At 67.1% G+C, this 7268-nt stretch carries 7 protein-coding genes and 2 pseudogenes; 5 read left to right on the top strand and 4 right to left on the bottom strand.

What is annotated here, in order from left to right; genetic code table 11:
* The first annotated feature begins 210 nt into the window (after positions 1-210).
* Positions 211-666 (top strand): hypothetical protein, encoded by a 456-nt coding sequence (locus tag ACZ4RZ_RS41645; protein ID WP_467752770.1) that lies wholly within the window; start codon positions 211-213, stop codon positions 664-666.
* A 59-nt stretch (positions 667-725) separates the two neighbouring features.
* Positions 726-1557 (top strand): annotated as a pseudogene (locus tag ACZ4RZ_RS41640) (transposase family protein).
* Between the two features lie 87 nt (positions 1558-1644).
* On the opposite strand, the gene ACZ4RZ_RS41635 reads toward ACZ4RZ_RS41640, so the two are convergent.
* Together ACZ4RZ_RS41635 and ACZ4RZ_RS41630 are read right to left on the bottom strand one after the other, a co-directional pair.
* Positions 1645-2547: a GNAT family N-acetyltransferase gene (locus ACZ4RZ_RS41635; RefSeq protein ID WP_467752769.1), complete on the bottom strand. Its 903-nt coding sequence runs from the start codon at positions 2545-2547 to the stop codon at positions 1645-1647.
* A gap of 506 nt (positions 2548-3053) precedes the next feature.
* Positions 3054-3371: a hypothetical protein gene (locus ACZ4RZ_RS41630; RefSeq protein WP_467752768.1), complete on the bottom strand. Its 318-nt coding sequence runs from the start codon at positions 3369-3371 to the stop codon at positions 3054-3056.
* A 705-nt stretch (positions 3372-4076) separates the two neighbouring features.
* Here ACZ4RZ_RS41630 and ACZ4RZ_RS41625 point away from each other — a divergent pair.
* Both ACZ4RZ_RS41625 and ACZ4RZ_RS41620 read left to right on the top strand, forming a co-directional pair.
* On the top strand, positions 4077-4946 hold the full coding sequence (locus ACZ4RZ_RS41625) for a winged helix-turn-helix domain-containing protein (protein ID WP_467752767.1): 870 nt from the start codon (positions 4077-4079) through the stop codon (positions 4944-4946).
* A 135-nt stretch (positions 4947-5081) separates the two neighbouring features.
* The gene (locus ACZ4RZ_RS41620) at positions 5082-5561 is read left to right on the top strand and encodes a hypothetical protein (RefSeq protein WP_467752766.1); all 480 of its coding nucleotides are present in this window, start codon (positions 5082-5084) and stop codon (positions 5559-5561) included.
* A gap of 187 nt (positions 5562-5748) precedes the next feature.
* On the opposite strand, the gene ACZ4RZ_RS41615 is transcribed toward ACZ4RZ_RS41620, so the two are convergent.
* Together ACZ4RZ_RS41615 and ACZ4RZ_RS41610 are read right to left on the bottom strand one after the other, a co-directional pair.
* Complete coding sequence (locus ACZ4RZ_RS41615; RefSeq protein ID WP_467752851.1) at positions 5749-5985, bottom strand: DUF4760 domain-containing protein; 237 nt, start codon at positions 5983-5985, stop codon at positions 5749-5751.
* Positions 5986-6124: 139 nt separating this feature from the next.
* Positions 6125-6277, bottom strand: a pseudogene (locus tag ACZ4RZ_RS41610) (IS110 family transposase); the annotation flags it as partial.
* Positions 6278-6464: 187 nt separating this feature from the next.
* Between ACZ4RZ_RS41610 and ACZ4RZ_RS41605 the strand changes: the two are divergent.
* Complete coding sequence (locus tag ACZ4RZ_RS41605) at positions 6465-6944, top strand: hypothetical protein (protein ID WP_467752765.1); 480 nt, start codon at positions 6465-6467, stop codon at positions 6942-6944.
* Positions 6945-7268 lie beyond the last annotated feature (324 nt).

Raw genomic sequence — 7268 nt, 5'->3', positions numbered from 1 at the left:
AACAGAGAGGTTGGTGTTATGACTTCGGGACACAACCACTGGGGGGGGGTGGGGTGTAGGTCGTGAAGTGGCAGGTCACGGGCCTGGTGTGATTCCGTGCCCCGGTGCTCGTGCTGGTCGCGCGCGGCAGTCTGCCGTGTAGATCGTCGGGCGGGGAGGACTTCGCGGGTTCTGGTCCGTTCCGGCCCGGGGGCTCCTACGCTCCCGGGCATGGTGGACCCCGAGGTACTGGAACGGATCGCCACGCGCCGCGCGGAACTGGACAGTCTGGAAGAACAGCTGGTCAAGCAACTGGACCATGTGCGGGCCGACCGGGACGAACTCGCAGTCGCCGAGCGGGTTCTGGCGCGGATGAGCGAGCAGATCGCCGCGGAACGGGCTGCCGTCGCACCAGCGTCGGCGCAGGTCGGCGGGCGGGCGGTGCTGCTGGTCCCGCACCGCGGCGACAGTGTTGACGAGGCCGCGCTTCCCGGCGACTATCGCCGGATCCTGGCGATCGTGCGGGCCGCCGGCGGTCCGGTGCAGGTGCGGGCGGTGGGCGAAGAGCTGGACCTTCAGGTGGAGGTGCGCGGGAAGCTGGAGCCGCTGCGGGCAATGCTGGTCAAGCTCGCGGACCGCGGCTGGCTGCACAAGCGCGGCGACGGGAAGTTCACCGCGCGCCTGTAGCCGCCCCTACCCGCCGCAGTGGCGTAACTGGAGGTCCCTCGGCGGCAGTTGAGTTTCGCGTGAAGAAAAACAACAGCCTCGCCGAGGGCCCCGGCGGTCTTGTCTACACCGCTCGCCTGCCGCTGTCGAGCGCCACCTTGAACTGGCTCAGCTGCCTGATACGCGGCCACCTGAAGAAGATCGGATCGCGGTGGCGGGCCCTGTCCGCGGGGAGGATCGCCGGGATCGTGCTGGCGGTGCTGCGCTGTGACCAGCGGCCCGGCGACCTGGCCGGCGGGAACGGGGTGCACCGCACCACGGTGTCCCGGTGGGTGCGGGAAGTCGTCGGGCTGCTGGCCGCCCGCGCCCCGCGCCTGGACCGCGCACTGAAGAAGATCGCCCGATCGGGTGGCGGGGTGGTCCTGCTGGACGGCTCCCTGATCCGCACCCACCGCCGCACCGGGACCGAGAACCGGAAGAACTACTCCGGCAAGCACAAGTGCCACGGCCTGCTCGTGATCGCGCTCACCGACGACAAGGGCCGACTGGTCTGGGTGAGTGCGGTCCGGCCCGGACGCGCCTCGGAGATCACCGCCTGCCGCCACGACAAACTGACCGCCCACCTGCGCGCGGCCGGCCTCGGCGCGATCGCGGACCTGGGCTTCGTCGGTCTCGACGACGGCGGCTCGGACGCGGACCCGGTGGTGATCACCGGCTACAAGGCGGCCCGCAATCGGCCCCTGACCAGGGGCCAGAAGCTGTCTAACAAGGCGCTGGCCGGCCCCGGTCGAGCACGGCTTCGCGCACCTGAAGAACTGGCGCGTGCTCGGCAAGGCCCGCACCGACCCGAGGTGGGCGACCACGCTAGTGCGGGCCCTGCTCGTCCTGACGAACCGGGAAGTCGCCCGCTGACCGGCGATCTCCACCGATCGTTCTGGCTCTCGCCTGGGCCTACCACCGGCGGCGTCGCCCTTGCCTGACGCAGGGCGGGCGCCGGGTTCAGACGTAGGTCCTGCGCCACTGGTCGGCCGCGCCGAGAAGGGTCATGCCGGCGGAGGTGTAGGCCTGCATGGCGCCGGTGTTGTGGGTGTCCACGTCGACGCCGACCGTGCGGTGGCCGCGGGCACGGAGGAGGCTGAATGCGGTGGTGAGGAGTTGGGCGCCGAGGCCGTGGCGGCGGCGGGCAGGGTGGACGCCAAACCAGGCGATCCAGGCGCGGTCGACGGGGTCGCGGGCGATAAGGGCGCCGGCGGGGACGCTGTCGAGTTCGGCGAGGAGCCACAAGTCGGGGTTGTAGCCCTCGCGTCGGCGCTGGGCGTGGTGGAAGGCGTCGAAGTCCGGGTGGGGGTGCTCCGGGTCGTCGGTGAAGGCCTCGTTCAGCACGGAGTGGACGGTGCGGAGGTCGGTCTCGTTCCGGGCCGCGCGCACCGCGGGCGCGGGGTGCTCGGGGAGGCGGATGGCGTCCAGGTCGACGGTGAGGCGGCTGCTGCTGTCCACGACGGTCCAGCCGCGGCTGAGGAGTTGGTCCTGGGGGAAGCAGCCAGGAAGCTGATACAGCGTCACCGGCGTGGCAGGGGTCGGCAGGTCGTGGGCGGCCCAGACGTCGAGGCGGTTCAGGAGCGTCGCGGTGACGGCAGGTGCATCCGGGGACGGGGCGACGACCAACTGGGCACGCAGCTCGCCCGGCTGAGGCGCGGGATGGAGGGCGGCGAAGCCGAGCAGGCCGCCGTCGGGGCCCGACGCGGTCCACGTGCGGGAGGGCAGGTCCAGGCCGGGGGCGGCCAGCATGCTGCGCGCCTCGGCGGGGCCGGACTCGCGGCGACCGACCGTCGCCTCCTCGTCCCGGCCGAGCAGTTCGGCGAGGGCGTCGACGTCCGCCACGGAAACGGCTCTCCACTCCATTCCCGCACTGTCGCAGGACGAGGCGATGGGGGCCATCGGATTTAGGCGGCGCCGCGGCAGTGGGCGACGATGAAAGAGGACCGCCCACGCCTGCTCGTCCTCACAAACGGGGAAGTCGCCCGCTGACCGACGATCTCCACCGAAGTCACCCGCTCCTCACCAGCATGAGTTACCCCGGAGCCGACCCACACCAGGCCCGTGACCTGCTACTTCACGATGCACACCACTCAATGGTGTCCGTCAAAGCGGAACAAGCTCAACCCAGGCAGAGCCGAGCAGACGCGGCCCCTGGCGTCCAGGTCGTTCGTCCAGTGGCGCGCTCCACCTGGACGCCAGGAACCACGCCCGCTCCACGGTGTGTGGGTCGACGGCAGACGGGATGGGAGTTGGGGAAGTGGTGGGTGAAGGAGCGGAGGCGGCTGAGGCGTTGTCTACGGTCCTCCATCAGATCACGCCAATGTCGACACCTGATCTTCACCCTCACGAGTGACATGCGGACGACGCGGCTAGCCAGCGGGCTCGGCTCTCCGGCCCCGATCCAGGCGCGCGGCCCACAGTCCCAACGCCACTGTTGTCACCACGCCCCACACCCCCCAGCCGAGCGATTGGCCGAAGCGGTCCTTCGCCGACATGCTGGTGTCGAGGGCGTCGCCGAATGACACGCCGAGCCATAACATGCCGTTGAAGTAGAAGGCGTACCGGACCGCTCGGGCCCCAGCGGACCGCAGCTCATAAAGCAGTAACGCCCGCTTGAGCCGATCCCCGATCGACGCGCGCGCTCCCCGGCGGGTCTCGTCGAGTAGGGCCTCGACCTCACGCAGCACGGTGTCCAGTGAGCCAGCCGCCTCTTCTCTCGTCCGGCCCATTTCGGCCCCTGGCCTGATCTCCTCGTAGGTACTGAACCACTGGCCGAGAAAGGCCAGATAGGCCGTCGCCTCCTCGATCCCGCGCTTGCGCCGGACTGCGCGCTACGCCGGGCCAGCCACTCCTGGACCACCAGCGCCATGGCCCCGACGAAGGCGGCCGCTCCGGCGGCCAGCGCCGCATTCGCCGCGCCCCCCATGGCCCTTCGGCCATCCCGTACACCATGGCCGCATGATGGCACCGCCCCTGGACGCGGCACCAGGGTGCCCGCGCCACCGACCCGGACGGGCAAGGTGCGTGTGGTCGGCCCGCACTGAAAGGCTGTCCCCATGCTCCTCGCGTTCGCCTCCCGGCCCTCCTCTTCGCATGCCCCCAACGTGCCCGATTGAGCGGCGACCAGCAGGAAACGCGGGGAAGTGCCGGCGAACGACCCAAGAACTCGCAGGTCATCGTCTCACCAGGTCAGCCCCCATCCGCATACGCGATCTTCCAAACTAGCGCTTTAGCGCTCGGGTGAAGTTCCCCGTGGGGCTGGACAGCCTGATACTGGGACGGTCGGTCCCGGAGGAAGCAGTTCCAGGTAGTGAGCAAGAAGAGCAACACGAGCAAGCGGTACACGATGGCGGACTGGTTTGTTCAGCCAGGACGAACGGTACGGTCGCCGTGTGAGCGGCCATTACACCAGTGATAGCGGCGGCAGAAGCTTCGAGCGCGTCGCGGCTGAGTTGCGGGCCCGTGTGGCCGGCAGCCACTATCCACTGGGCTCCTTCCTGCCGTCACAGCGTGAACTGGCTGAGGAGTTCGGCGTCTCTCGCGACACCGTGCAGCGCGCGCTCAAAAAGCTGCGGAGCGAGGGTTGGATCGAGACACGGCAGGGCAGCGGATCCCGGGTCATCAGGACGCAGCGGACCCATGCGCCAAGAAGCACCGAACGGCACGACCGCGTGGTCACGCTGGGATCCCTGATCAACCGAGCCTTCGAGCAACCCGAAGTAATCCTCGATGTCTTGACACTGACGTCGGAATTCCTGGCTGTGCACATTAAGGTGCAGGCAGAACGGATCCGGGCCGGAGAGATAAACCCACAGCACATCGCCCTACGCATGCTGCTGCCCGACGCATCGGTCAACCTCCTGTACCGGTGGCCCGAGAACGCCTCGGATCACGAGTTCCCGTGGAAACGGGCTCAGCGCATCATGTGTCAGCACACCGCTCTGCTAAGCACGGTACTGAGCGACCTGGAGATCACGAGGCTAGTGCCCTGCGTGGACTTCGAAATCCGACAGTTCCAACAAGCACCGGCCTGCAAGCTCTATCTGATCAACAGAATGGAGGCGGTGCTCGGCCTATACGAGATGGTCCAGCGTCCCGTTGGGCTGGACGATGGCCAGGGTGCCGAGGTTGTTGACGTCCCGGGTCTGGGTAACGGGCTCGTTCACTACGTCAAGGATGACGATGCCTATTCTCAGGGAACGACGTTCGTGGAAACCATGCAGGAGTGGTTCGATTCCTCCTGGCGTTTCCATGCTCGTTAGCTCACACCACAGTTCTTCTCCCGACGTAGTGGTGTCACCGCCAGGCCACGGTCACGTCTGCTCGTGTCGGCGGAGAGCACAGCCACTCGGCTAGGCGCCCTACCGTGTGGCGCCCCAGGCCCATAGCGTGGCTGCATGGGATGGCTGACGCTGATCAGTACCTTGAGCGGCGGCGTGCTCGGCGTTGGCTCAACGCTGGTCGTCGAATCAGTACGAACGAAGCGAGACCAACGACTCCGGCATGCAGAGCTACGTCGGACCGCGTACGTCCGATACCTCACCGCGCTGACCGAGACTGAGACAGCGTTACAAACACTCGCATTGAGTCACCCAACGCCGATCGCGAGTAGCGATGTGGTGGCTGCTTTCCGGTCGACCGGGGTAATTGCGGCCAGGTACGAGTTGTTTCTAGTGGCACCAGCCGGCGTCTACGACGCCGCCCGTGAGGCCTACGACCTCCTGAGAGCGATGCGAGTTGCCATCGCGACGACCACCATCGTGGTAGGTGATGACGCAGTTGAGTGGCAGGCGCTGCACACACCGTACGACACTGCCTTGCGCAAGCTCCGTGCCGCCATGCGGGACTCACTGGGCCCCGCCTTCGACCAGGTCTGACAGCAAGGTCGTGCCAGACCCGTGCCAGATCGTGCGGGGAACCACGGGGAACACCGGGGAAGTAGTTCACCGCCCACCAGGCGCCGACTCCACTCCGCCGCAGGTCAGCAGAGCTCCCGCCCCTAGATCACCTCAGCTTCCCAAGCTGAGGGCATACTGCCGTGTATAGGTCACGGGCCACCCGAGCTCACTCTGAGGCTGAGGACGGCCGCGGCCGGCTGATCTGAAGACCTAGCTCAGCATGGACTCTGGTTTGTGGCCTTGCACGAGCTCGATAAGCCAGATCTTCGAAATAGATCATCGCCTTCGTCGTTAGCTCGCGCTCTCTATATATGTAGGGCGCCATTACGTCCCACGTGTTCACGATGTTCGGCCCGTAGGAACCAATGATCAGCCGCTCGTCTACGACGCCGTGAGCGACCAGCTTGCCTACACGTCTTCCGGGAGCTGCTCCAGCCGTTGGGCCTCGCGGGTGCGTTCGCGGATGACCTCGGTAGCGGGTCAGATCCCGCAGTTGCCGGATGGCTGGTGGAGGCACGAACGAGGGCCGGACCAGGCTGCCGCTGGGTCGCGAGGTAGCGGGCGAGGCCAGCGCCGTAGGAGCCGGTGCACTCCACCCCGGCCCGCAGTACCGTTCCGAACTGGCGTGCCCAGTCAAGAAGTTGGCGGTAGCCGGCCGCGGTGGCCGGGAACTCCCGGGTGTCGAGCAACCCGCCTCAGGGTTGTCCCGTAACTGCCAGCCACTGATGAGGCGACTCTCGCCGTAACTGGTGTGATCACGGCTCCGAGCCGTCTTTGACACCCCCTTCACCGGGTTGCGCCCGCGCTGCTTCGCCACGCTGGTGCCCGCGTCCGCAACGAGACCACTGGTGCTGGCGCACTGGTTCAGACAAGCTGCGGCACATGGACTGGATGCCTCTGCTCTCTACACTGGGTGGTGCCGTCATCGGCATCTCGGCCACTCTGATCGCGGATCGCAATCGGTGGCAGCGGGAGGAGACCAGGCACGCGCTGGAGGTACGGCGCGAGGTGTACACCGAGTTCGTTTCCGCCCTTAAAGCCGCAGGTGAAGAAATACGCGCCGTCGCCTTGGGCGATCACATGTCCGACTCGGCGCGTGATGCCGCCGTGCGGGAAGCCTTCCGTGGCACCGGTATCTACACAGCAAGTGAGCGCCTCTGGCTCGTGGGCCCGCCCCAGGTCGTGGCGGCAGGGAACGAGGCGTTTCACAGCTGGCGCACGATACGCGACGCCTACGCCCGGGGGGTGGCTGTCGGATCCGTCGAGGAGGCACCCCTGATAGCGCAGCGGCGCACGGCCATGGCTCAGATGCGTCGTCTCATGCGTGAGGACCTAGGCATCGGGCCCCTTGGGATTGAGTGATCGTCCCCCCCCCCGGAAGCGGGGCTATCAAGACGCTCCGACGCCGTGACCACACCAGCTACGGCGAGATCGTCTCATCAGTGGCCGGCAGTTACGGGACAACCCTTAGCTTGATCTTTAACGTCCGGCGTCGAATGGTGCGTCGAACTTGATCACTCGGTCCGGTAACCGCCGTACGCGAAAGCGGCCTTCGTCTGAACATGTGCTCCGACCAAGGAACACACACATTCAGAACGAAGGCCGTGAGGATGAGTCTGCTGCATCATGACGCCCGGTCTGACGCATTGGCACAACTGTCATGCTTCCGGGGCGAGTTCTACTCCT

The organism is Streptomyces sp. NPDC027189, from assembly GCF_055566975.1.
This window is presented reverse-complemented; position numbering and strand designations above follow the sequence as displayed.

Bases quoted from the DNA above. Each gene is read 5' to 3' on its own strand.
- ACZ4RZ_RS41605 (WP_467752765.1), top strand. From the start codon at position 6,465: ATGGACTGGATGCCTCTGCTCTCTACACTGGGTGGTGCCGTCATCGGC.
- ACZ4RZ_RS41635 (WP_467752769.1), bottom strand. From the start codon at position 2,547: ATGGAGTGGAGAGCCGTTTCCGTGGCGGACGTCGACGCCCTCGCCGAA.
- ACZ4RZ_RS41645 (WP_467752770.1), top strand. From the start codon at position 211: ATGGTGGACCCCGAGGTACTGGAACGGATCGCCACGCGCCGCGCGGAA.
- ACZ4RZ_RS41620 (WP_467752766.1), top strand. From the start codon at position 5,082: ATGGGATGGCTGACGCTGATCAGTACCTTGAGCGGCGGCGTGCTCGGC.